Source organism: Metabacillus arenae (genome assembly GCF_014773385.1).
Classification (GTDB): Bacteria; Bacillota; Bacilli; order Bacillales; family Bacillaceae; genus Metabacillus_D; species Metabacillus_D arenae.
The window spans coordinates 114,532-139,409 of sequence record NZ_JACXAI010000014.1 but is presented as its reverse complement, the minus strand read 5'-3'; the positions used below and the strand labels follow the sequence as shown (position 1 = coordinate 139,409).

Here is a 24,878-nt window from a genome sequence, read left to right as displayed (position 1 = left end):
TTTGTTATAGCAAGACACATGTCAACAAAAATTAGATTCCTTGACCCTGATGGGAATTGTTTCAGTTACTCCAATTTTCCCCTTAAATGATACATGCTGCTTTTTTTCTTGCACCTGTAGTGACAGCAATAAAAATGACTTTTAGCCAGCAGAAGCCTCTGCTGCCCAAAACGCCGTTAATTTTGACTCTTTATCTAAATAATCGACTCTCCTCCGTCAACAAATAACAGTTGTCCTGTGATATGCTTAGCAACTGATGATGAAAGAAATAAAGCTGCATTTACTTGATCCTCTGGATCAGCTGTACACCTTAATGGGATACCCGCTCTAAATGTTTTAGAATTTCCTAAAATAAAATGATCGAATGTAAAATCAGGATTATTTCTTCTTGTTTCTTCAAACATTGGAGTATTCGTTGCACCAGGACATACTGCATTGACCCGCACATTATATTCTGCCATTTCTAATGCCAGAACTCTTGTTAGTTGTGCTATCCCTGACTTTGATGTGCTGTATGCTCCCAGATTCCATCGAGGTATTTTAGCAGTTAAAGAACCAATATTAATCAATACACCTTCTCTTTTTTCAGAAAACAATTTCCCAACATGTTTTGAACACAGGAATGCGCCTTTTAAATTAACATTCATTAAAATATCCCATTCTTCTTGTTTCATCTCTATTATTGGTTTAGTTCCAATTTCAACTCCAGCATTATTAACTAGAATATCAATCGTATTGAACTTGTTGATTACTTCTTCTACCATATTCATTACATCTTTTTCTTGAGTAACATCACACTTTAAAGCGATTGAGGCTCCTCCACATTTATCAATGATTTCCTTTGTTTCTGAAGTTTTCTCTAGTGAAACATCGGTAATAACAACTTTAGCGCCCTGCTCAGCATACCCTTTTGCTAATGATTGACCGATACCACTGCCAGATCCAGTAATGATTACTACCTTATCTTTTAAATCTTTTAATCTCATATTTTTTAAACTCCTTCCCCAATGGCTTCTTTTTCGGTCTTTTACAAAGACAATTTTAACCTCAACAAGTTCTGAACATTTCTTAGATTCTCGGATAGTATAAACATTTATGTCCTACCGAGAAATACGATTGGATTCATTACCTCCTACTACTTTTCAATCTATTAATAGTACATTGCAAAATGCATGCCAACAGAAATTACTAGCAGAAACTTGCTTTTACTATGTCTAAATATATGAAGTTGATGTAATTTTCCATTTTTTGATGCAGCTCTGCATGATTACAAATTTTGCACTTGGCTAGGAAGTCGAATTGAAACGGTCGTTGGCAGGTTATCTGTGTTCCAATCTTTCTACTCGCCAAATTGATATCCAAAGTGCCCTGCTGCAAATCCTCGTGAACAGGAAGCGCTTTCATTTTAGTTAATAAAATAGCTGCTCTGTTAGTAGACAAGAACATTAATGAACATTTGTCTATAATTATAAACAGAAACAGGATGCTTGCAATGGTTAAACGAACTCCATTTGTTAATTACTGAACAAATCAATTAAAATTGTTAAATATCTTTAAGGGGATTTGGTGACCCTTACAATGTATAGTGAATAGAACTAAATATCGTACTAGTATTCTGTCATTGGACAAATGACAGAATACTAGTCTTGGTTAGAAAAGATTATGGCAAGCTCATCCGTGGACTTTAGTATAACAGTTTTGATCGTTTAATCTTTGCCCCCTGAAAATTAAACTAGGTTATTTACACATTACGCAATGCCCCTCTTAACCCTCCATCAACTCGTATTGTTTCTCCTGTAATATAATTGCTTAGATCACTAACCAAAAGTAGTGCAGCTCCAAATAGATCCTCTGGTTTTCCACGTCTTCTTAGTGCTATCTCATTCGTATCACCGGAACCTTGATTAATTGAGGCTTTTGTATCAATAAATCCTGGAGCAATCCCATTAACAAGAATATTATACTTTGCCCATTCCACCGCAAGTGTTTCTGTTAGTAGATTTAATCCTCCTTTGGCAGCGGAGTAGGGCGAATAATGTACATCCGGCAAGAAAGCAGCAACGGATGATATATTTATAATTTTCCCCCCATGCTGCTGATTCCGCATAATGTTAAATGCTGCTTTTGAACAGTAAAAGACCGAACTTAAATTTGTTTCTATAACCGCATTCCATCCATTTGCAGATATTTCCTCGGCTGGAGCTGAAAATGATCCCCCCGCATTATTAATTAATACATCTATCTTGCCATATTGCTCATATGTTTTATTTATTAAATTTTCCACATTCTCGTATTTTCTTAGATTGGCTTGAATAGCTAGTGGTGGTTCACAGCCCCTGCTTTTAATGATGTTATACACTTCTTGAATTTTTTCTTCTTTACGACCATTAATGACAACTTTTGCCCCTAATTCAGCAAATTTTATTGCTAATTCCTTCCCGATTCCACCTGAACTTCCCGTAATAATAATAACTTTATCTTTAATATCTATAAACATTAACTAGCCTCCCTAAATAAAGCCATGAATTCTATAACTTATAATTCCAAATCCTTAGCAATGGAATTTCTAAGAATTTCATTCGTTCCCCCACCGATACGCTGGAGTACGGATTCTCTATAATGTCTTTCCATCGGAAACTCAGGTGTAACCGAATACCCACCTAAAATTTGCATTCCCTGATTTGCAATTCGGTTATAGGCTTCAGTTACAAAGATTTTAGCCATAGAAGCTTCCATTCTACTAGGAACATTCGCATCAATACGGTTTGCTAAATCATAGGTTATCAGATGTGATAAATGAGCTTCCATTTTCATGTCTGCTAGCTTATGCTGAATGACTTGAAATTTACTAATGGGCTGTCCAAATTGTATACGCTGCTTTGCATAATCAATAGCCGTATCCACTGCTGCCCGTGCTGCCCCTGTCATCATCGCTGCAATCGCGAACCTTTCTTTCGTCAAATTGGTCATAAGGTGCTTCCATCCGTTGTTCAATTCACCTAACATATCATCCTTATGAATGCGAACATCGTTATAAAATACTTGATAGGTTCCAAGCGCTCGGAAAACCATAGTGTCCATTCGTTGAATTTCAATCCCTGGCGTAGTTGGATCTACAAAAAACAATGTGATTCCTTTATGTTTTGGTACACTTGTATCTGTTCGAGCAGCCAATACCGTTCTAGTTGCGATGTTCACCGCAGAATTAAAAATTTTCTGTCCGTTGATGATAAAATAATCACCATCTCGTACCGCTCTCACTTGAATAGAAGCAGCATCAGAACCGGAATTAGGCTCTGTTAAGCTCAAGGATGATCTGAATTCTCCCTTAGCTATTAAAGGAAGGTATTTATCTTTTTGTTCTTCTGAACCGTAAGTTAATAAAGATTCAGCCCCATGAACAGACGCTCTGTAAATCATAGTAGCCAACTCAAGGTAACCGTATGATAGTTCATCTAGCACAATTCCAAGCTCTGTAAATCCTAATCCTGCCCCGCCATATTTCTCGGGGATAACGACTCCTAACAATCCCATCTCTGCAGCTTTATGAAATGCTTCCCAAGGTACTTTCTTTTCTTGATCACATTTACGAGCATACTCTTCCGGAACATACTCCTTTATAAATTTACGGACTGTATCACGTAACATTAACTGCTCTTCTGTAAATCCATAGTTTTTAACGTCTATCATTATTTTTTGCTCCCTTCGTTGTTGATTTATCATTGATACCTCTTTATTTTAATTACCTTGAATGAGAATTTAATCATCTTCCTTTCCAATTAGGCGGGCGCTTTTCTTTAAACGATAACGGTCCTTCTAGAGCATCCTCGCTCTCATATACCTTCTCAAAAATTGCATCCGCTGTCTCCCAGGCAGCCGTTCGGCCCATCTCTGTTGCCAAATAAACCATCTTGTGTGTAGCAGCTATTGTCAACGGAGCACCTGCTGCAATACTTTGTGCCAACTCCATCGACCTCTCCATAAGAGAAGCAATCGGAACCACATCGTTTAATAATCCAATAGAATATGCCCGATTCGCATCGATTAACTGACCGGTTAAAGCCATTTCCATCCAAATTCTTTGCGGGATCATATTCAATAAAGGAACAGACCAGGGGGCTCCTCTCCCCCAACGAGCTTCCGGCATACCAAAACGGGCATTGTCTGCAGCAATTGCCAAATCACATGTCTGAGCAAGAAGAAAACCACCACCGAGGGCATCACCATTCACTGCTGCGATAACAGGTTTATTCACCCAGATGTTCCTATTTAACATGGGCATAATATTTCGGTCAGGCACTGCTGTTTTATTTTCTGCAAACTCCTTAAGATGGGCCCCAGCACAAAACGCTTTACCTATTCCAGTAACAATTCCTACTTTGGCATTGCTATCATCACGAAGTCGTGAAAATGCATCCCAAAGTCCTTTACGGATCGATGAACTTAGAGCATTCCGAGAATCAGGTTCATTCAAGGTAATGATCGCCACTTGATCTTGAACTTCATACAATACAGCTTGATTTTCCACTTTCATTCCCCCTCGGGTACAATCGTTTAAAACACCTTCATATTAAATTACACTTTACCCTATCCCATGCTTGACCAATTCCCTTCACTCTTAATTTATACTTTTGAATTCTCTGAGTTGGTGTTCTAGGGAAATCTTCAACAAACTCCACATACCTGGGAATCATAAAAGAGGACATGTGCTCTTTGCACCAATTGATTAGATCCTGGGGTTCCAATTCTTCTCCAGGCTGCAATCGAATGTATACCATTACCTCTTCTTCACTTAACTCATCGGGGACACCTACTGCCGCACATTCCAACACTTTAGGGTGATCGGTAATCGCTTTCTCCACCATGTAAGATGAAATGTTTTCACCGCGCCTGCGGATAGAATCTTTCATTCTATCAACAAAATAAAAATATCCATCCTCATCCCGATAGCCCCTATCACCCGTGTGAAACCATCCTCCTCTCATAGCTTCTTCGGTTTTATCGGGCATTTTGAAATAACCTTTCATTAACACATGTTCTTCAAACGCTTTAACAACAATTTCACCTGGTTGATTCGCAGGAAGTTCTCGATCATTTTCATCAAAAATCCGGACATCAAAGTGCGGCAACGGCTTGCCGCATGAGCCAATACGAAATTCTTGCAATGTGTTGTACAAGCAAGCGGTTGCAGTTTCGGTAGAACCATAACCTTCTAATAACCGGATATTATACCTTTTCTCACACTGCTTCCATATCTCTTTTGGTACAGGCGATCCTGTGGCTAAACGGACTTTGTGCTGGTGTTCAAATTCATTCTCCTGTTGCTTATAGAGTATGGAAAGCATAGCGCCTATAAATTTAAATACCGTAACCTCATAACGAACCATGTCTCGCCAGAAATTTGAAGCGCTGAATTTCTTCGCTAATACTAAAGGAGTTTTGGTCAGAAGGGCTGGCATCGTTGTTACTTGTTGTGCATTCACATGAAACAAAGGCAAACAAGTATATATGCGATCTCCATTTTTAAACTCATAGATATATTTGGCTGTATATTCACCTGTGATAAAATAGCTGTTATGACTTAACATGACCCCTTTGGGTAATCCCGTCGTACCAGAAGTGTACAAAATACACATCAAATCATTTCGTTTTACATTTTCATCAGCATTAAAAATATCCGAAGAGTTTTTAAATAACTCTTGATAAGAGAGGGCCATTTTAGAATTTTTCAAGTTAGCCCCTTCAACACATATCACATGCTGAATGTTATCTAGTTGATTCTTTATCTCAAGATATAATGGATAAAACTCATCATGAATAAAAAGTGCCTTTGCATCAGAGTGATTTAAAATATAAGCCAGCATTTCACCTTTGGTAGTGGTATTAATGGGCACCATCACAGCACCTATTTTGGCTAAAGCAAACCAAGTATTTAAAAATTCAGGAGAATTTGCCATAATAATGGCCACTTTATCTCCCTTACTCACTTCCAAAGTACTTAAGATGTTAGCAACTCGGTTTACGTTTCGATTAAGCTCTTCAAAAGTATAGATTTGCTCTTCAAAAAAGAGCCATTCTTTATGTGGATCTTCTTTCGCCATCTTCTCAATAAGCATGCCGACACTTTCGTTCTTCAAGAAGCAATACCTCCTTTATTAACGTTCGATTTCTAACCGTAAAATCAAGTTACCCATCGATTTTCCGTGAGCATCTAGATTTAAGGACCGGGATACACCACCAGACAAAGCTTCTTCCATTACGAAATTGAGAGACTTGATGCCATCAAACTCATATCTTCGTATTTCTCCTTTTACCAGTTCTCCATATAACCCAGCTACTTTCTCTACAGTTAATTCTCTTTTCAACCATTCATAGTCATCTTCATTATATGGAATCACTCCCACGTTAGAGGTATTTCCTTTATCTCCAGATCTGGCAAATGCCACTTCTCTTAACTGGACTTTAGACATACTGAACCTCCTTCACCTCAACCTTGTATTGAAATTCGTTTCTAGGCACTAATGTGGAATACATGGCTAATACCTCACGGACGTATTTCCTGAATCCGCCCCCGCCAGAAGGACCAAAAAACTGCCATTCTACTTCCTTTCCTATGGCTTCAGCAATGTTCTTATCATGAGTACGAGCAGCCACACGCACTCGAACATCATGTAAGGTTTCGTTTAGCAAGGATGTTGCACTTCCATGAATACTGTCCAATCCGATGATGTCAATTCTTAGTTCTTCGATTTTTTCACCATAGCGTCGATTAATCCTTTTATACAATATTTCCCTGCTAAGTTTTGCACGTTCAGATGCACCTGGGCCTGCAAAAGATACCTCTCCTTCACCTATATATCCTTCAAAAACACCCACTAAAACTTTTAATGTATCAGGCCATTTTTGTCCTGTTGCACCCCATACAGCCACACGATCTTTTATTTCTTCCAATACTTTCGCATTCCGCATATTACAAGTAACATCAGGTGTTAGATACTGTTCAGGATCATGGACTTCGTATACCATTTGAGCTTTTATTGTACCTGCCGTTACCATGCCCCCTGTATCATCTAATTTGGTAATAATCGCATTCCCTGATGGCTCTATTTCCGCTATTGGCAATCCTAAATGATCTAATTCAGGTACTACTCGATAAGGGGGATCAGCAAAATTCCCTCCTGTTACATGAGTTCCACACTCTAACAGATGAGCGATTAACGTTCCTTGTCCAATTTTATCCCAGTCGTTCAATGACCAGTTAAATTCATAAGCCATTGGACCAATATATAAGGACGGATCCGCCAACCGGCCACCAATTATAAAATTGGCTCCTTTCTCCAGTGCCTCGACAATGGGCTCTGCTCCGATATAAGCATTAGCCGATACGACTTTACCGCTAAGTTGACTTAGTCGTTTCCCCGTTTCCCACAATATAGGATCAATAGATTCTATTTTATCTGAAATGTCATCTCCTGTTATGGATGCAAATTTAACATTGCGAAGCCCCAATTGTTTGCATATTTCCACTGCTTTTTCCACGGCTGCAATTGGATTGGCAACTCCCATGTTTCCAATTACTTTTAATTTTCCTTTTTCAACATAAGGAGCAAATGTTTTAACCAATTCTTCTAATCTTAAATCATAGCCCAATTGTGGATTGTTAATTTTTCTCATCTGTGCAAGTGCCAACGTACGTTCAGCTAAAGAATCAAAACAGATATAGTCTAATTCCCCTTTTTCCGCCAAATCACTAGCTGGCATTAAATCATCCTCAGCGTAAGCAGACCCACTCCCAATACGTACTATACTTTTCATAAAATTTTCACAACCCTTCAAATTAGCTACTAACGCTGTCCTTCCTCATCAGACCAAAATAAAATGATTGGTTTGATTCCTTTTTAGCGAAATCTTTCATCACGTGTAGAATTCTTGCATGTGATAGCGATGAGCGCTATTTTCTACTTCAACCGGAACTTCCATAACACTTGGTATAAGCCTTTCGTTTTTGCTCACCGCCTCCTACTAGTTTTGTTAATCTATTAATAGTAATAATGCAAAATTCATGCCAACAGAAAATACTAGTAGAAGCTTGATTTTACTATGTCTCAAAATGCAAATTTACATTTTAATGTAGTAATACATTGTTGAGAGCTAAATACCTACATATGACAAAAGCCTTTCACTATCTGTGAAAGGCTTTTTTGGAACCGTCTACTCATTTTTTGAATCATTATTGATATTTACTTGAGAAAATCTATTATATAAAACAATTATAATAATCTGAAATATGATCGTTCCTAATAGAAAATATAATATAAAACGAAAAGGTGTAATTATTTGATAATTATTTGAACCAAGGATTGAACAACTAACCAAAAATAACAGTACTATTATCCAGCCTGCAGCATTATACATTGTAATCTCCTCCTTCATAGAATTTGAATTAACTTGACAATATTGTTTCCGTTTCACTTTATACCTCTGTCTAATCTTGGATTACATGAAAATAAATGTCTACTGTGCAAGTTCATTAGAGGGTTTTAAATCCTTAGAGTTGATTTTCTTCATTATCTGTTTTGTAATAAAATAGAGCACGATTAGATATCCAATTATACAAGTAAAAACATTTGGAACAATTAATGCAACCGCTCCAAAAATTAATATAATCTGATCTAATAAATTTATAGGTAAAAGAAACCATTTACTCATAGTAATGCCAAGGCAGAAAATTACTGTTAAGGATAAAATAAACACTAATATAATTTCCATCGCAGTCCCTTGTAAGATTAGGGCCGGTTCTAAAATAAATATGATTGGGAGTACATAAGTTGCAACTCCTAGTTTAAAGGATTCATTTCCAGTTTTATTTGGATCAGCACCCGATATACTTGAGGCGGCATAGGATGTTAATGCCACTGGAGGTGTAATTCCAGACACAATTCCATAATAAAAAACAAAGAAATGTGCAGCCAACATGTCGACGCCCAAATTTACAAGAGCAGGAACAATAGTGATGGCCATTGTAACGTATACTGCAGGTGTAGGTAATCCCAATCCTAATATTATCGCAACAATAGCTGTTACAATGATTGCAATATAAATATTTCCCCCTGAAATATCCATTACTAACATAGAAAGGATATCACCTAGTCCAGAAACGTTCATAACACCAACAATAATTCCGGCAGCTCCGCAGGCCATAGCAACAGGAACAGTGTTAATAGCACTTGTTTGAAAGGCTTGCACTAATTTAATTGCACCCAATCTTTTTGTTTGATAGGGCTTAATTAATCCAAGTACGATTAGTGAAAATAGACCATATACTCCAGACATAATGACTGAACTACCATAAGCCATAGCTCCAGTAATCACTATTAATGGGAGTAATAAATGCCCACCTTGAACAAGGGTTTTCCTAAATGAAGGTCTCTCTGACTTTGGAATTGTTTCTAAACGATTTCTTTTTGCATAAAGAAAAATTGTCCAAAATACTGCGATATAAAACAGCAGTGATGGTAAAAGCGAAGCTTCTACAATATCCCAGTAAGGAACACCAATAAAGGCTGCCATAATAAAAGCTGCTGTTCCCATGATAGGAGGCATCAACTGTCCTCCTGTTGATGCAACGGACTCTACCGCACCTGCGAATGTAGAAGAAAAACGACTTGCTTTCATTAAAGGAATGGTAAAAATACCAGTCGTCATAACATTAGCGATAGGGCTTCCACTAATTGAACCTAGAAATGCACTGCTTAATGTTGCTACATGGGCAGCACCCCCAGCAATTCCTCCAACTAGACTGATAGCCAAATCTTTAAAGAAGTTAGATGCACCCACATAACTTAGTATTGTTCCAAAAGCGATAAAAATTAATAAATAACTCCCTAGTACTGCTATTGGTTCAGAAAATATCCCATATACTCCCATAAAAATAATTTCAATTAAACGTTCTGGTGCTATATTAGCCGCTTTAAGTGTACCAGGAAACATTTCTCCAAATAATGCATGAATCGAAAATATTCCTGTAAGAATAACGAGAACCCAACCTATCGTTCGACGAGTCAACTCTAAAGTGACAAGTATTAAAAATAAACTCACTGCGTAATCTAGTAAACTCGGATTCCTCCATCTGTCTGTAAAATTGGGCCAATCATGAAAGATCCAATATGCACTAAAAATAATCAATACAATCATGATTAAATCTAACGCTCGAAACAACCTAAATTTTAAACCCTGTCCCTTTTCCTTTAATGGAAATAAGATTAAAGCTAAGATCAAAAAAGCGATGAGAGTCAAGCACCTTTGAAGAAATGGTTCCATCGCACCATAATAGGCAGCTAGTAACTGATTGAAAATAGTTATCAATGAAACAATTAATACAATAAATAGTAAAATTCTTGAAAGCATGGACTCTTTTTTATCGATTAATTTTTCATAAAGGCTTTCACTATCCATAGCTATCTTTTCGGAACTTATATCTTTTCTTTCATTTACATCTACCATGACAAACCACCTATCCTTTATTATTCTTATTTCAAAAATGAAAAGACAAGTGTTGCAATTTCCAGGCCACCCTCCAGAGAAATCGTGTCATTTTCTGTCTGTAAGATGGGCATCGATGTGTTTTTCATTCTATCCCCACCTGATGATGGAATGAATCCCCCACAGTCAGTAAAATTTCCCCCTTAACTACTTTTTAGGGTAATATTCCTGCCTCCTTATAATATTTTTCTGCTCCAGAATGAATAGGTATTATATCATCATTACCTAATAGGGCTTCTTGGCTAAAGTCCTTCCCATTCCAATGTTTTTGAACAGGCCATATGACTTCTTCTTGATTTTCCCAAAATGCCTTGGTAAATTCATAAATCCACTCTTCAGACACTTCTTTACTTGTGACTAATTGGGATACCGTGGCTAATGTACGATAATCCTCTTTTTGCCAATCAAACGTTTTAGCTGGCAGCTCTGTCATAAAAAATTTTGTTATAGGGGTCACTTTATTTAATACTTCCTCACTAATTGAAACAAGCTTAACATCTTTAGTTGCGCTCAATTCCGTTATTGCCGTGGCAGGTTGAGCTATACCTGATATAACAGCATCTAATTGTCCGTCTCCAAGCATTCTGTATTGCTCACCCCAATCACCAGTAATAATTGCACCCCCGCTTTTTTTCATGGTGTCTTCTTCTAAACCTACCGCTTTCAGAATTTCAATCCCAACATTACTGCTTACGGTTCGTCCGTCTCCGATGCCAACCCTTTTGCCTTTTAAATCCTCTACTGTGTCAATCCCAGATGACTCCAATGCAAGAATTGTTATATAAGATGGATCATCTATTGATAAAACTAACCGTAAATTTTCATGTTTTTGCCCTTTATATACACCTTCTCCATGGAAAGCATCATAATTATTTGGCGGAATAGCATACCCAATCTCAGCCAGCCCATCATTAACCTTCGTAGCAGCTTCCGTGGTTGAACCTGGAGTTTTTCTTATAGCTGCATCTGGAAAAGCAATTCGAGCTCCGTTTTCCCCAAGTGTTGCAACAATATCACTTGTAGCACCAATAGTTGTTCCTCCTATTACAGTAAATGAAGAAGGGCCGTTTGAACTTGATGTATTCTTATCGTTTTTTGCATTATCTTGACCATTACCCCCTGATTGTGTGGATGAACACGCTGCCAAAATCATTGTTGAAAGGAGAAAAATAATTAAATATGAAACTTTTTGTCTTATTTTATTCATTTTTATTACCACTCCCTAAATTATTTGTAATGAAATGGATGAACTCGTTTCTGATGTAGTACCCCAGTATAAAGGACTTTATATTTGTTTAACTACTAAAATTTAATATTTAATCAATTTAATAAAACACTTGTGGCCGTTTTTATATCAATTAACAATATTAAGGAATATGATGATTTTCCGAATGGTTAGTAAATTATTTCCTGCGTTACATAATTAAAAAGGAACTTTTACGAAAGTCACTTTTTTCATAAAAAGCCTAGGGCAATCTCTGTGGAATCATCGTAAATCGCACACAACTTAAAAGATAGAACTATTTTTTAGGCTGTCTGCCCTCCATCTACAGGTAGATTTATACCAGAAACGTAGGTGGATTCTTCTGAAGCAAGAAATAATGCTCCATACGCTATGTCATTTGGAGAGGCAAGTCTTCCAAGTGCGATTTTACTTGTAATGATTTTTTTGTTCTCTTCCAGATCATCGTCTTCATTTCGTTTTAAGAATTGATTCATCATTGGGGTTTCAGTTAAACCGGGACTTACACTATTTACTCTGATATTTTTAGGACCCAGATTTTTTGCAAGGGCTCTAACTAAATTAACGACTGCTCCCTTAGCCGCTGAATATACTGGACTAAAAGGAGATCCTTGTACACCGGATGCAGAAGTAGTAAAAATAATGGCCCCGCCTCTTTCTTCCATGGCAGGAACCGCATACTTAGTAGTAAAAAATCCACTTTTAATATTTAGGTCCATGCAAAAGTCATAATCGTTTTCTTCTACCTCTAATAAGCCTGATGGCCCTGGAATCCCTACATGATTCCATAGAATATCAATACGATTGTACTCATGTTTAATTTTATCAACCGAAGTTTTAATAGCTGTTACATCTGACATGTCTGTATAGTAAAAGTTTGCCTCTCCACCATTATTTCTTATTTCTTTTACAGCTTGTTCTCCATTTTCACGATTAATATCTAGGATATTTACTATTGCTCCTTCCTTTGCGAATAACATTGCTCCGGCCTTTCCCATTCCAGAAGCACCTGCACTAATGACAGCAACTTTGTTTTCTAATCTCATTTATTTACATCCTTTCAAATTTTATTAATTACACCTAGAAGATTTTTCTTAAGACCCTACAATAATCAATATCAGCATAAATGAAACCAATACCAATTAAGGCATCATCATTCCAATAGATATACATTGAAAATTAGTTGTAAACTATCTGTAAAATTACATCCATTTTGTTTTTTTAATTTTCAAGATCAACTACCACAGTTTTTACGTGAGTGTATTCATTAATAGCCTCTATTCCATTTTCTCTGCCCCAGCCGCTGGCTTTATAACCACCATAAGGTGTTACCCAACGGACATACCTGAAAGTATTTAGCCAAACAGTACCAGCCTTTATATTTTTTGCCATTCTAAAAGCGCGAGACGTATCTTTCGTCCAAACTCCAGAGGTTAACCCATAGGAAACACTATTTGCAATTTCAATTGCTTCCTCTTCATCTGAGAATGGAATAAGAGAAACAACAGGGCCAAAAATCTCTTCTTTTGCAATACGCATGGATGGGTCTACATCTACAAAAACAGTTGGTTGAATATAGTATCCATTTGCCAAATCACTTGGGCGCTCACCACCAGCGGCAAGAATTGCTCCTTCTTCTAGACCGATATTAATATAATCTAATGTTGTATTAAGTTGTTGTTCATGCGCATGTGGACCAAGATCAACATTTGTAAAAGGATCACCCACAGTTAATTCCTTCACTTTTTCAATATATTTTGAGACAAAATCTTTATAAATGTCTCGATGTACAAGAACACGTGAACCAAGCGTACAGCTTTGACCTGTTAATACAAAAGCGTTTGTAACTGCGGATTCAAAAGCAGCATCTAAATTAGCATCAGGAAAAATGACTTGAGGGGATTTTCCGCCAAGTTCAAAACTTAGCTTTTTCATATTAACGGAAGCAGTGCTCATCAATTTTCTCGCAGTCTCTGTTGCTCCCGTAAAAGTAAGTTTATCTACATCCATATGTGAAACTAATCTATTTCCTGCTGTTTCCCCTCTACCTGTTACCACATTAACTACTCCTGGAGGAAAACCTGCTTTTTCAGCCAGTTTTGCTAGTTCTAATGCGGTTATCGGGGTTGTCCTAGCAGGTTTTAATACAACCGTATTTCCTGCGGCTAACGCCATTGATAGTTTCTGAGTTGCCATAAGCAAAGGTGTATTCCAAGCTGTAATAGCACCGACCACACCTAAAGGTTCTCTCAGTGTAAAAATATGTTTATTGTCTTCGAAAGGGATGGTTTCCCCGTGAATTTTATCGGCAATTCCCGCGTAGTAAAACCACCATTGAGGATTATTTTGAGCTTCGCGCAAAGCGAGATGATAAGGCTTTCCATTCTCCAATGTTTCCATTCTTGCTAAATGTTCTGCATTTTCCTGTACTAATTGCCCCATTTTTCGTAAGATTTCAGTACGCTCATATGTACTCATCTTACGCCAAATACCATGATCAAAGGCAAATCTAGCAGATTTAACAGCCTCATCGACGTCGGCTTCCATACCTTCTGTAACCTTCGCCCAAATTTCCTCATTCGCAGGATTAATGATATCCATAAATTTTCCTGAACTAGATTCAACCCATTGGCCACCAATAAATAATTTGTCATATATTTTCATTTACTCTCTCTCCTTCTAAACAATGCATTTGCATCATCAGAGACTTAGGTTCGATATATGAACTGAATCTTTAAAACGTTATCAATTAAGAGATACTTCTTGGGATTCAGAAGAAAACTTTTCCTTTACTCTTTTACCTGGTTTAACGAAAACCATGCAAACCATGGTAAATAAAGCTGCAACAACCACTGAAATAAACATCGATGTGTAGCCGTAATTCATGACAAGGAAACCCGTCAATGTTGGAGCTAAAAGACTAGCAAAGGCACCAAAAAAATGTAAAATCCCACCGTATGCACCTGCCCGCGAAGGCTCTGTATCGAGTACAATCGCCCAAAATAGCGTACTGTTAAGGTAAGTAAACGATGTTCCTAGAAACATCAGGAATAGCACCGCTCCCGGACTATGAACAGTAAGTATGATCAAAAAACATACAGCAGTTAAAAAATATGAAATGATACTTATGCCAGTTCGAGCCAATCGCAAGTTATTAGTTTTTTGACGCAGTAGATCAGAAAGTTTTGCACCAAGCGGACATGTAATGCAAGCCCCTATCCAAGGGATCATTCCAAGATACCAAAGAGACGATAAATTGTAATGAAAGACGTCCTGTAAGTATATAGGTGTCCATGTTAAAATTAAAAAACTTACATAGTTAGTACCAAAATAGCCTAGCGCATTTAGAACAAGAGTTGGGTTTTTAAAAAAATGATACCAAGATGTATTAGTATGTTGTGATATTTCAAGTGCATTCTCTGATTCTAATAACTCTTCTGAGGAACGAATTTCAGCTAACTCTTCCTTTGAAACCCTCGGGTGATTTTCGGGGTAATCCGTAAATATTTTTGCCCATACCAAGACCCATATCAGCCCAAGCACACCTAAAACAACAAACATCCCTTTCCACCCTACAATGGATATTAAAAAGACTGCAACCGGCGCTGTTAATAGAGCGCCAATGGGTACCCCTACATGTCCTAGTGATAATAAGAACGCTTTCTCACCAGGGGCAGACCAATTCGCCACAGTTCGGTTAATAGCTGTGAAAGATGGACCTTCAGCAGCACCAAATAATATCCGAAATACAGCAAAGCCGATTAATGCAGAACCACCAAACAAAGTCAACCCAATATCACCAGCAAATGCCGTTACTATTTCAAAAAGAGACCAAGTTGTTACAGCTATGATCCAAAGAAATTTGGCCCCCTTCTTATCAGCCAAAATTCCACCAAATAAACCTCCAAGCATGTAACCGTATCCAAAAAAACCAAGGATTTGACCCCATGATTTGAGATCCAAACCATATTCCTCGATGATAAATTCTCCGGCATATGCAATAGCTCCACGGTCAATGTAATTGATAATTGTGATTACTGTAAGCATTGACATGATCAGGTAACGATATTTTCCTCTCACTCTTCCCCCTCCTTTCATATAAATTCAACTAGAATAATTATTTAGACCTAAGCTGCTTATTACACATCTTTTTCTCTCCTAACCAGATACGCTTGTCCTTTCAACATCCTGTTCCTTCTTTCTTTGCAGGCGATACAAAACCACAGCAGGGAAAAACATACTTCCTGCCAATATCATCCATGGAAGCGAAAACCCACCAAAAAAGTCATGTAAATATCCGAAGAGCGGTGTTCCTATCGTCGGGCTTAAATAACCCAAGGTAGCTGTAATGCCGCTTGCAACTCCCACATACTTTGCTTCAACTGATTCAATGACAATAACATTAATTATTCCAACCCATCCCGAACCTGTCATGCCAATCAAAAACGCAAAGATCGAGAGTGTTGTAAAACCGTTAGAAGGGTTCAGTGCAAATGCAAGCATGATCAGGCCGGTTGCAATCGAAATGCACGCCAGCAATAGCTCTCTTCGGTGCATAAAAAACAAATCCCCGAGCATCCCAAAAAAAATCCGGCCAACAATCGATCCAAACTGCAAAAAAGCTAGTAAATATCCTGCTTGGATCAGCGGGATTTCAAACCTTTCGTTCACATCTACCACTAAATAAGCTGCCGTTGTGAACTGGGCAATAAATAAAAATGGAGTCGTAAAGCAGATCGCTTGAATTGTCTCGTTTCGCAGAACATACACAAATTGGCTTCTTGTTAACGAACTGTTCACGGAATCTTTCATCTTACGGCCTTCATGTTCAACATCCCGGAAAAACAAAGCAGTAAAACTAATAAGCATCAAGAAGCAACCAATGATCAAATAACCTGTCTTCCAATGATAGTTTACAGCCATAAAGGGAAGCCAAACGGCCCCAATAAAAGCGGAAACGCTTACAACTGTTTGCCTAATTCCCATGCCAGTACCTCTAATCTGCGGCGGGAATAATATCAGGATCCCTTTACTTATGGATGGGTGAAAATTTGCATAGCAAATGCCAATAAGCAGGAAAGCAATCAGAATAAACACATATCCTTCCAGCCAATATAGACTGAAGCTTGCCATCCCAACCGAAAGCCCTCCAAGAAAGAGCATCCATTTTACACCGAAATAATCCACTAGCAGCCCAAAAGGAATAGAACACATTGCGATTCCTAATTGAACTGCGGCTGCCAAATACCCCATTTGTACGACCGATAAATGTAACTCTTGCTGAATAAAAGGCAAAATAGGAGTAATGCCCAGCTGGGACATGGATGCCGTCATTTGAATGAATAACAAAGATGTAAACATCCATACCGTATAGGATTTTCTTAAGTACATATTAAAACCTTCTTCTTAGAACAAGTAATATGATAATCCCAATGATTGGGAGAGGATCAACGTTGAATTAGTGAAGTTCCTCCACCAACGGCAGCCTGTTTCCTTCCTGCCAATACCTTCCCTCAACGATTTGCATTTCATCGAACGGCTTGTTGGTCATATACCACCACCCTTTTTCCAATAATTAAAGCATCTGCCGCTTTTGCGCCTCTCCCTTCCGGAAAGACCATCAATGGATTAATATCAATCTCTTCCACTTCATCCTTTAATGCAGCTGCCATAAGGCTAACCTTGTGCAGGATATCTGCCAAAGTCTCAAGGTCGGCACCCTGCTCGCCTCTCACTCCTTCTAAGATACGGAACGTTTTGGTTTCTTTGATCATGGAAAGGGCCGTTTCTCTGTCAAACGGAGCGATCCGGAACGACACATCCTTTAACACTTCCACGAAAATTCCGCCTAATCCAAACATGACAACGGGACCAAACTGCGGATCGTTCTTAACCCCAATAATCACCTCTTTAGCCGGTGGAAGCATTTCCTGCACCAATACACCGTTAATTCTTGCTCCCATGACTTTGGCAGCGTTTTGAAGAACTATCTGGTAACTGACTTCCAGCTCCTCTTCATTTTTAATATTCAATTCTACACAGCCGCTATCCGATTTATGAAGGATGTCCTGCGAATCAATTTTTAGTGCAACGGGATAAGTGATTCTTGCTGCAGCTTGCCTTGCTTGTTCTATGCTCTGCACCAGTTCAGAATTCGTTACCGGAATTCTAAAAGACTCGATGATATGTTTGCTTTCATACTCGGAAAGCGATTCACCGTTTCGCAATTTATTAATGTATTTTTTCTCCATTAGCGAAGAACTGTAATCCATGGTTATGTTCGTTTTTGGATTCTCTCGCTTTTGCAAAATAGAAATAGTAGAAAATAAGGTTTCGATAGTTTTGAAGACTGGATATCGGGAATGTTTCAATCGATCAAAATCTGGATTGTTGAGATTTCCCGAATACCAACAAATGATAGCAGGCTTGGCAAGTTCATGTTGTGCCTCCAGAAACGTATCTGTGATTCTTTTGGCAGCTATCGGTGGCAAAGTAGTCAGACAAAACAGCATCATATCGACATTTTCGTCTTTTTCCATTATTTTAGCTAAATCAATAAACAACTCCGGGTGGCGCGCGATTTCGGCTGTTGCGTCAACCGGATTTCCTACCGCTGCGAAAGACGGTAATTTTTCGCGCAGTTGTCGTGATGTCTTGTCCGATAAATCGGGAATCACCATCCCAAATTCCTCGGCAAAATCAGCAATAACGCCGCCGGCGCCCCCAGAAGAGGAGAGCACGCCTATTTTATTGCCAACCCTTTTATCTTCCAGCTTAACCAGCGTTTCCGCTGCCAACAATAAACCGTCCAGCGTATGCGCTCTAATGACGCCCTGCTGTTTAAACAGGGCATTGTAAACTTGATCGGAACCTGTTAATGATCCGGTGTGAGCTCTTGCAGCTTTTTCCGCCTTTTCCGACTTTCCCACCTTGTAAACAACAAGCGGCTTTCCGGCCCGGCGGCAAGCTTCCGCCGCCTGAATAAATCGTTCTCCGTCACGAATCCCTTCAATATAAGCTGCAATTACTTTCGTATTTGGGTCTTCAGCCATATACATTATATAATCAGCAATGTGAAGATCCGCTTCATTACCGGTGGAAACCAAATGGCTGAAACCGACCCCCAGCGTTTCCGCCTGACTAAGGAATGCGCTGGACAGCGCCCCGCTTTGTGAAACAAAGGCAACATGTCCTTTTGGTATCTGAGAAATCCAAAGTCCGCTTGAAGTACTTGCAGCCGCGTTAAGATGTACGTTCACTATACCCAAACAATTGGGTCCGCAAATGCGAAAATCGTTCTTTAGGGAAATTTCAGATATTTTTTGCTGCAGCTCCTTTCCTTCAATCGAATTATCCTCGGCGAAACCTGAGGTGATAACAATTGCCGACTTTATTCCCTTCTTGATACTTTCCTCAATGACCGGCAAAACCATTTTCCGCTTTAATCCGATCACTATGCAATCCACTTGTTTAGGCAAGGATTGAATATCAGGATATGATTTGCAACCCATTATCGATTGATATTTTGGGTTTATCGGATAAATGTCCCCCTGATATCCGAATTTAATCAGATTGTTCATTAAACCCGTTGCCCCGATATGTCCCACCCTTGATTGATCCCCGGATACGCCGATGAGAGCTATACTTTTTGGTGCCAATAAATGCTCCATATTTGCCTTCATTGCTTCTTTCATGCTCTAGACCTCCATAAGTTCAATTTTCATAAATGCATTTCATAAACTTAATTTTTTTTGACTTTTCTAATAATTCCAATTAGATAAATGGTACACATAAGCAGTCAAAAGTTACACTTTCTTTACTATTAAAATATTTTTATAATATTTCGTTCTCTATTTATTGAACTCTTAATGCAATATACGTGCCAAATAAAAATGTACATAATTCGCTATATTTATTTAGAATATTCATAACTATTAATGTAATAATTCATTTATCCAATGTAAAATTGCACAAATTAATTGCTTGAAGATGAATCGGTCGTTCTATATTAATTTTTTCCGCTCGGATTCAGTTATCAATTCGGTTCATTATTGACTTCTAAGAGTTTAGAGCAGCTCCAGTAATATCGCCATCCCTTGCCCGCCCCCGATGCATAAGGTAGCAATTCCATATTGCACATTACGCCGATGCATTTCAAACATTAGCGTTGTCATGATCCGCGCTCCGGTTGCACCTAACGGATGTCCAAGTGCAATAGCCCCTCCGTTGACATTCACTCTTTCCATATCGAGTCCAAGTTCTCTAATGACAGCCAACGATTGTGAAGCGAATGCTTCGTTTAGTTCAATCAATCCGATATCAGACAAGCTCATTCCCGTTTTCGCCAACAATTTTTTCACGGCAGGAACCGGTCCGATTCCCATAATTTCCGGTGAAACCCCTGATGTGGACCAATCAACAATTTTCGCCATCGGCTTTAAGCATAACTGCTTTGCCTTATCAGCCGACATAATAATCATTGCCGAGGCTCCATCATTTCGACCGCAGGCGTTTCCGGCGGTTACTGTGCCATTTTCTTTTAAAACGGTACGCAATTTAGCCAATGTTTCTATTGTCGTTTTAGGCCGTGGATGCTCATCTTCGGAAAATTCAATGGTCTGTTTCTTATCTTTGACAGTTACCGTTACAATTTCTTCCTGAAACCTGCCCAATTGCTTTGCTTGCTGCGTTTTACGCTGGCTTTCAGCAGCGAATGCATCTTGGTCCTCCCGACTCACATGATATTTTTCCGCTACATTTTCAGCGGTCACTACCATACTCATATGATTCCCATAGATTTCAGCCGGCTGCGCCCCATTTTCCGTATGAGAATCTATTAATTGGGGATTGCCTTCACCGAAGCGGGCATTCCGCAAATAGATTGGTGCCCGGCTCAAATTCTCCGTACCGCCCGCAGCTACGACCTCTGCTTGCCCAAAGGTGATTTGCTGAATCCCCGAAACGACAGCCTGCATGCCGGATGCACACAGCCGGTTTACTGTAAATGCCGGTGTCGTTTCTGGAATACCGGCCCTTAGCGCAGCAACCCTGGCGACATTAGATGACTCAGAGGTTTGCCGTACCTCACCCAAAATGACTTCGTCGATTTGTTGCGGTTCTATTCCCGCTCGCTGCACTGCTTCCCGCAGCACAATTGCAGCCAATTGGCCGGAGTTGATGTTCTTCAAAGAACCACCAAACCGCCCTATCGGCGTTCTTACCGCACTTACAATAACAACCTCACCATTATTCATTGTTACATCCTCCTTAAGCATACATAAATGTATTTTGGCATTATCTAAGTTGTGATCTTCATCCGCTTTGCTACCTTTTAATCACTTTAGAATCTTCCTATAAAATGTTCTTTTTCATTAGGACACTCCGATTTAGGTAATAATCTGTAAAATGCTTGACAGCAAGGATACATGCATCGGCAGTTCGATAAAAAGGCAGTTGGCTATCAATCAAAATTTCGAAACTCGTTTCCAATTCACCTGATAAAGAAGTCCATAGCGGAATAATCGGTTTATTCATACGCTTTGCTACTTCTATGGTTTGTCTCACCATCATCTCCGTGTAGGTTCCTAATTTGTATGGAAATGGAACGAATACCACATCCAAATTTGGATCGTTAGCAAATATCTCCAGGTATTCTCTAAAAACTCCTAAATTTTGAAAAATGGAAGACGTTAAATGGATTGGATTTGACGCCATCCCAAACTCTGGTGCTAGTTCTTGTAAAAGTACTTTTGTTTTATTGGTAAGGTCGAGAACAGTAAGATTGGCTAACCGACACTTATTGGCTAATAAAGTTTTAATCCCAGGGGAGTATGCAAATATACCTATCCGGTTTCCAGCAGGAATTCCATGTGTAACAAAAAGCCATCCCACATCAATCAGTTCATTGATATCCGCAGTCGAAATTATACCTGCCTGATTATCCTCTACTCCCGTCTCCGGATTCCCAATATTAAATAGGAGCAGAGGCTTTCCTGCCCTGTTCGCTGCTTTCGCCGCATTTCGAAATTTCTGTTTATCTTTTATCCCTTCTACTAATGCAAAAATGACTTGTGTAGAGGAATCATATGCCATATATTTGATAAAATCAGCCACTTCTAAATCAGATTCATTTCCGGTAGAAATCCAATAATTGAAACCAATTCCTCGATCAGCTGCATCCAGGACGGTTCTCCCTAACCCTCCATCTACGGTGATAACTGATATCCTTCCTTTTTGTAAGCGGTTCGGTTCGTAAAACAGCGAGGAAGAGATGCCAAACGGTTCATTAATATTGAATAGGCCGTAACTGTTGGAACCTAAAATTCGGATTCCTGTCCCATCAGAAAACGCTCTTAATGTTTTCTCTAAAACACGGTGATCTTCAGCCGGTTCAGCAAAGCAAGTTAAAAGAACAATGAATTTTACTTTTTTTTCTTCACATTCATTAAGTAAAGGAACGACAGATCTTGCAGCTGCGATAATGACAACTGTATCTACCTGCTCAGGTATACTCATCAAATTAGGATAGGTCCTTATCCCAAATATCTCATTGTACTCGGGGTGAACCGGATAGATTTTACCCTTATAATGAGATTTTTGGAGATTAATAAGTACTCTTCCTCCAATTGTATTGGTGTCAATCGATGCTCCTATAAAGGCAACGGATTTTGGAGAGAGTAGATAAGATAAGTCAGGAAAGTTGTATTCAATCAGAATTATCACCACCTTCTAATCAAAATTAAAATTTATATAATACTATTTGCAAAAACTATGCCAAACTGAAAAGGTTTATTTCACTGCATTAAATAGATTACTTTTCTCATTAAAAATGCAAATTTCCATTTTTGATGTGGTTATACATTGTTGAGAGGTAAATACCTGAATAATGACAAAAGCCTTTTGCTATTTGCAAAAGGCTTTTTCCTAGTTTTTATCTTTAAATTGAACGGAAATCATTAAGAAGGATGTCTTACCAATAATTTACGTTTTTAGTTTTTGTAACTTTCGAACAATGGTAGATTGGTCTACATGTAAAATTTCAGCAGCTCTATAAGTATTCCCGTACTTCTCTATAGCCTTCCCTATTAGTTTTTTCTCAAACTCCATAACCGCTTTCTTAAGGGGGCGAATTTCTTCATCGTCCATCATACTTTGTACCTTAGGTACTTCCTGCGGAACAAATAATTGAAAATTAATTTCTTTTAAATTAATGGCATCATCTTCGGATAGTACAAAACACCGCTCGATAACATTTTTCAATTCACGGACGTTCCCTGGCCACTTATACTTCAACAGCATTTCATAGGAATCTGGAGTGAATTTTTTTGACAGCCCGTAAAACTGATTGAATTCATTAAGGAACATCTCGATTAATGGGATGAGATCTTCCATTCGTTCGCGAAGCGGGGGTATCATTATCGGGATCACATTTAAACGGAAAAATAGATCCTCGCGAAATTTTCCGCTTTTTACTTTTTCTTCTAATTGCATATTGGTTGCAGCAAGAATTCGGACATCCACTTTAGTCGGTTTGATTCCTCCGATTCGCGTCACTTCCTTTTCTTGAATAACCCTTAAAAGCTTCACTTGTAATGGAAAGGGAAGATCTCCAACTTCATCCAGAAAGAGTGTTCCTTTATCTGCCAATTCAAACATACCCGGTTTTCCTTTTTGGCCGGCCCCAGTAAAAGCCCCGCTTACGTAACCAAATAGTTCAGATTCGAGCAGGGTCTCGGGAATCGCTCCACAGTTTATCGTAATTAACGGACCTTCACTCCGTGAACTATTAAGGTGTATGAGCCTTGCAATTTCTTCTTTTCCCGTTCCGGATTCTCCTAATATTAAAGTAGTAGATTCAAACGAAGATACTTTTTTGACTAAATGCAAAACATGTTTCATTTTCGAAGATTCACCTATAAAATTGATCCGAGATTTCAATTCCGTTCGATAGTGGGATAATTCTTCTTTATAACGCTCAGTCAGTAATTTATTTTCTTCTACTTCCTTTTTTAACTGAATTAAGTCAGTAATATTTCTTACATTGACTACAATATAATCTATATTTTCCTTACTATGAACAGGATTTACTGTAATAATTAAGTTGACCCCTGATTCCATAACATGCGATATAGTGATAGATTTTCTTTCTTTCAAAACTTTCTTAGTGATATCTGATTTAAATGAAGGGAAAATGTTAAATATATTTGTATGTGATAGTTTGTCAGATTCCGATACAAAGAGCGTTTCTATCGCTTGGTTATAGCGAATAATTTCCCCATTGCAATCGGTAATGATAATTCCATCATAGGAAGCACTAATAATGGCTTCCAATTGCTGGTTTAGTTTGCGAACAGAGTCTAGTTCATCCGATATATTCTCAAGCTCCGAAATATCCTGAAAAATGGAGACGACGCCGTTAATGTCTTTCCCTTCCATAATGGGTGTTCGCGTTGCAATGCTTTTTCTATTTCCAACCTCATACTTTTTGGCGACCTGTGCTTCTCCTGTCCGCAGGACTTCCAGCACCCCATTAAAAACAACCACATCCGTTACGAAGCGACCGATAGCATCTTCTTTTTTTACGCCTGTTATCTTTTCTGCTGCCGGATTATGAGATGTATATATTCCATTTTTATCAATAGATACAATTCCAACTGGGGCATGTTCGAAAACAGCCTCCAATTCCTTCAAGCGACATTGGAGCATATTGATATAGGCATCTTTTAATTGTGTTTCGCTGATGATTCCAACTATTGATTTATATTTATTTTGAACTAAATAATAAGCTTTTTTATTATTAATTAATGTATAGATGTCATCCGTCTCAGAAACTAAGAGATAATCTTGGTTCAATAATAATTGTGAAATTTCATTTACACCTTTCGAAATTGCACTCATTACGGTGTCCCTGGCCAAAATACCAATTATCTGATCATGAATACTATATACAGGAAGACCATCCAGGCTAGAATGTTCAAATAATGGCACGATTTCTGTTACATGTTGATTCTCCTTTATTCGAAAAGAAGTTTTCACAGCAATTTCCTTACTTATCTTCCTTTTCAATCCGGACACCTCCAAATAGACTTTTACC

Annotated in this window: 17 protein-coding genes; all 17 read right to left on the bottom strand. The window is 38.4% G+C overall.

Annotated elements, in window-relative coordinates; all coding sequences use genetic code 11:
* Nucleotides 1-194: 194 nt before the first annotated feature.
* On the bottom strand, nt 195-986 hold the full coding sequence (locus IC621_RS12215) for an SDR family NAD(P)-dependent oxidoreductase (RefSeq protein ID WP_191158589.1): 792 nt from the start codon (nt 984-986) through the stop codon (nt 195-197).
* 755 nt (nt 987-1,741) lie between these two features.
* Complete coding sequence (locus IC621_RS12210) at nt 1,742-2,497, bottom strand: SDR family NAD(P)-dependent oxidoreductase (RefSeq protein ID WP_191158588.1); 756 nt, start codon at nt 2,495-2,497, stop codon at nt 1,742-1,744.
* 38 nt (nt 2,498-2,535) lie between these two features.
* On the bottom strand, nt 2,536-3,690 hold the full coding sequence (locus IC621_RS12205) for an acyl-CoA dehydrogenase family protein (RefSeq protein ID WP_191158587.1): 1,155 nt from the start codon (nt 3,688-3,690) through the stop codon (nt 2,536-2,538).
* 73 nt (nt 3,691-3,763) lie between these two features.
* Nucleotides 3,764-4,528: an enoyl-CoA hydratase/isomerase family protein gene (locus IC621_RS12200; protein ID WP_191158586.1), complete on the bottom strand. Its 765-nt coding sequence runs from the start codon at nt 4,526-4,528 to the stop codon at nt 3,764-3,766.
* A 37-nt stretch (nt 4,529-4,565) separates the two neighbouring features.
* Nucleotides 4,566-6,101, bottom strand: a complete 1,536-nt coding sequence (locus IC621_RS12195; protein ID WP_191158585.1) for an ATP-dependent acyl-CoA ligase — start codon at nt 6,099-6,101, stop codon at nt 4,566-4,568.
* 54 nt (nt 6,102-6,155) lie between these two features.
* Nucleotides 6,156-6,470 (bottom strand): AtuA-related protein, encoded by a 315-nt coding sequence (locus tag IC621_RS12190; RefSeq protein WP_191158584.1) that lies wholly within the window; start codon nt 6,468-6,470, stop codon nt 6,156-6,158.
* Nucleotides 6,463-7,815 carry an acyclic terpene utilization AtuA family protein gene (locus IC621_RS12185; protein ID WP_191158583.1) on the bottom strand — a complete coding sequence of 451 codons (1,353 nt, stop codon included), beginning with the start codon at nt 7,813-7,815 and terminating at the stop codon, nt 6,463-6,465. The genes IC621_RS12190 and IC621_RS12185 overlap by 8 nt, the downstream gene beginning before the upstream one ends.
* Before the next feature lie 699 nt (nt 7,816-8,514).
* A complete protein-coding gene (locus IC621_RS12180) occupies nt 8,515-10,503 on the bottom strand; it encodes a TRAP transporter permease (protein ID WP_191158582.1) in 1,989 nt (662 codons plus the stop codon).
* Nucleotides 10,504-10,696: 193 nt separating this feature from the next.
* On the bottom strand, nt 10,697-11,749 hold the full coding sequence (locus IC621_RS12175) for a TAXI family TRAP transporter solute-binding subunit (RefSeq protein ID WP_191158581.1): 1,053 nt from the start codon (nt 11,747-11,749) through the stop codon (nt 10,697-10,699).
* Between the two features lie 320 nt (nt 11,750-12,069).
* Nucleotides 12,070-12,831, bottom strand: a complete 762-nt coding sequence (locus IC621_RS12170) for an SDR family NAD(P)-dependent oxidoreductase (protein ID WP_191158580.1) — start codon at nt 12,829-12,831, stop codon at nt 12,070-12,072.
* A gap of 175 nt (nt 12,832-13,006) precedes the next feature.
* The gene (locus IC621_RS12165) at nt 13,007-14,449 is read right to left on the bottom strand and encodes an aldehyde dehydrogenase family protein (RefSeq protein ID WP_191158579.1); all 1,443 of its coding nucleotides are present in this window, start codon (nt 14,447-14,449) and stop codon (nt 13,007-13,009) included.
* An 81-nt stretch (nt 14,450-14,530) separates the two neighbouring features.
* Entirely contained in the window at nt 14,531-15,832 is a 1,302-nt protein-coding gene (locus tag IC621_RS12160; protein WP_191158611.1) for an MFS transporter, read from the bottom strand.
* Between the two features lie 111 nt (nt 15,833-15,943).
* Nucleotides 15,944-17,176 (bottom strand): MFS transporter, encoded by a 1,233-nt coding sequence (locus IC621_RS12155; protein WP_191158578.1) that lies wholly within the window; start codon nt 17,174-17,176, stop codon nt 15,944-15,946.
* A 137-nt stretch (nt 17,177-17,313) separates the two neighbouring features.
* Nucleotides 17,314-19,479 (bottom strand): acetate--CoA ligase family protein, encoded by a 2,166-nt coding sequence (locus IC621_RS12150; protein ID WP_191158577.1) that lies wholly within the window; start codon nt 19,477-19,479, stop codon nt 17,314-17,316.
* Nucleotides 19,480-19,851: 372 nt separating this feature from the next.
* On the bottom strand, nt 19,852-21,039 hold the full coding sequence (locus tag IC621_RS12145) for a thiolase family protein (RefSeq protein WP_191158576.1): 1,188 nt from the start codon (nt 21,037-21,039) through the stop codon (nt 19,852-19,854).
* A gap of 97 nt (nt 21,040-21,136) precedes the next feature.
* Nucleotides 21,137-22,507, bottom strand: a complete 1,371-nt coding sequence (locus IC621_RS12140; protein WP_191158575.1) for a CoA-binding protein — start codon at nt 22,505-22,507, stop codon at nt 21,137-21,139.
* 258 nt (nt 22,508-22,765) lie between these two features.
* A complete protein-coding gene (locus tag IC621_RS12135; RefSeq protein ID WP_191158574.1) occupies nt 22,766-24,850 on the bottom strand; it encodes a sigma 54-interacting transcriptional regulator in 2,085 nt (694 codons plus the stop codon).
* Nucleotides 24,851-24,878 lie beyond the last annotated feature (28 nt).

Excerpts from the sequence above, each read along its gene's own strand:
- IC621_RS12170 (WP_191158580.1), bottom strand. The coding sequence starts at position 12,831 with ATGAGATTAGAAAACAAAGTTGCTGTCATTAGTGCAGGTGCTTCTGGA.
- IC621_RS12190 (WP_191158584.1), bottom strand. The coding sequence starts at position 6,470 with ATGTCTAAAGTCCAGTTAAGAGAAGTGGCATTTGCCAGATCTGGAGAT.
- IC621_RS12180 (WP_191158582.1), bottom strand. The coding sequence starts at position 10,503 with ATGGTAGATGTAAATGAAAGAAAAGATATAAGTTCCGAAAAGATAGCT.
- IC621_RS12210 (WP_191158588.1), bottom strand. The coding sequence starts at position 2,497 with ATGTTTATAGATATTAAAGATAAAGTTATTATTATTACGGGAAGTTCA.
- IC621_RS12205 (WP_191158587.1), bottom strand. The coding sequence starts at position 3,690 with ATGATAGACGTTAAAAACTATGGATTTACAGAAGAGCAGTTAATGTTA.
- IC621_RS12185 (WP_191158583.1), bottom strand. The coding sequence starts at position 7,815 with ATGAAAAGTATAGTACGTATTGGGAGTGGGTCTGCTTACGCTGAGGAT.
- IC621_RS12160 (WP_191158611.1), bottom strand. The coding sequence starts at position 15,832 with ATGCTTACAGTAATCACAATTATCAATTACATTGACCGTGGAGCTATT.
- IC621_RS12175 (WP_191158581.1), bottom strand. The coding sequence starts at position 11,749 with ATGAATAAAATAAGACAAAAAGTTTCATATTTAATTATTTTTCTCCTT.
- IC621_RS12215 (WP_191158589.1), bottom strand. The coding sequence starts at position 986 with ATGAGATTAAAAGATTTAAAAGATAAGGTAGTAATCATTACTGGATCT.
- IC621_RS12165 (WP_191158579.1), bottom strand. The coding sequence starts at position 14,449 with ATGAAAATATATGACAAATTATTTATTGGTGGCCAATGGGTTGAATCT.
- IC621_RS12150 (WP_191158577.1), bottom strand. The coding sequence starts at position 19,479 with ATGAAAGAAGCAATGAAGGCAAATATGGAGCATTTATTGGCACCAAAA.
- IC621_RS12145 (WP_191158576.1), bottom strand. The coding sequence starts at position 21,039 with ATGAATAATGGTGAGGTTGTTATTGTAAGTGCGGTAAGAACGCCGATA.
- IC621_RS12195 (WP_191158585.1), bottom strand. The coding sequence starts at position 6,101 with ATGGCGAAAGAAGATCCACATAAAGAATGGCTCTTTTTTGAAGAGCAA.
- IC621_RS12155 (WP_191158578.1), bottom strand. The coding sequence starts at position 17,176 with ATGTACTTAAGAAAATCCTATACGGTATGGATGTTTACATCTTTGTTA.